The organism is Flavobacterium psychroterrae (assembly GCF_018380615.1).
GTDB lineage: Bacteria > Bacteroidota > Bacteroidia > Flavobacteriales > Flavobacteriaceae > Flavobacterium > Flavobacterium psychroterrae.
Genome location: NZ_JAGYVZ010000086.1, coordinates 1 through 463, shown reverse-complemented (window position 1 = coordinate 463; position 463 = coordinate 1). Strand labels below are relative to the sequence as shown.

The following is a 463-nucleotide window of genomic DNA, read 5'->3' as shown; positions in this document are numbered from 1 at the left end:
CCGTGGAATCTTTGAGAACACAAAAGATAAAATCATAGGCTTTGCTAAACTAGCTAAATGGCACGAAAAAGTAAATCAATCCGGGTTTAAGTCTTTTGGTACAATCTCTCGCACAATTATAAATCATGATCAACCATATTGAATTATTTTGGCAACAGAAGCACCAACGCTTCGGCAGAATCTTTCAATGCAAAAATAAAAGCATTTAGATCAAAATTCAGGGGCGTTAGGAATGTGGAATATTTACTTTTAGGCTAACTAATATTTACGCTTAATTTTCCAAATCCACAGGTTTTCTTGTTGATCCCAACAAATCAGCGAAAACGAAGTTTTTTTAAACAAAAAAAAATCCTCATCAAATAATGATGAGGATTTAAAAAAGAAAGGCGACGACATACTCTCCCACATAACTGCAGTACCATCTGCGCAGGCGGGCTTAACTACTCTGTTCGGGATGGGAAGA

At 36.3% G+C, this 463-nt stretch carries 1 protein-coding gene and 1 rRNA gene; one reads left to right on the top strand and one right to left on the bottom strand.

Annotated elements, in window-relative coordinates:
* Window positions 1-138: 138 nt before the first annotated feature.
* Entirely contained in the window at window positions 139-258 is a 120-nt protein-coding gene (locus KHA90_RS25760; protein WP_317197426.1) for a transposase, read from the top strand.
* A gap of 123 nt (window positions 259-381) precedes the next feature.
* Here the strand turns inward: KHA90_RS25760 and rrf are convergent.
* Window positions 382-463: ribosomal RNA gene (rrf, locus tag KHA90_RS25160) — 5S ribosomal RNA — on the bottom strand; the annotation flags it as partial.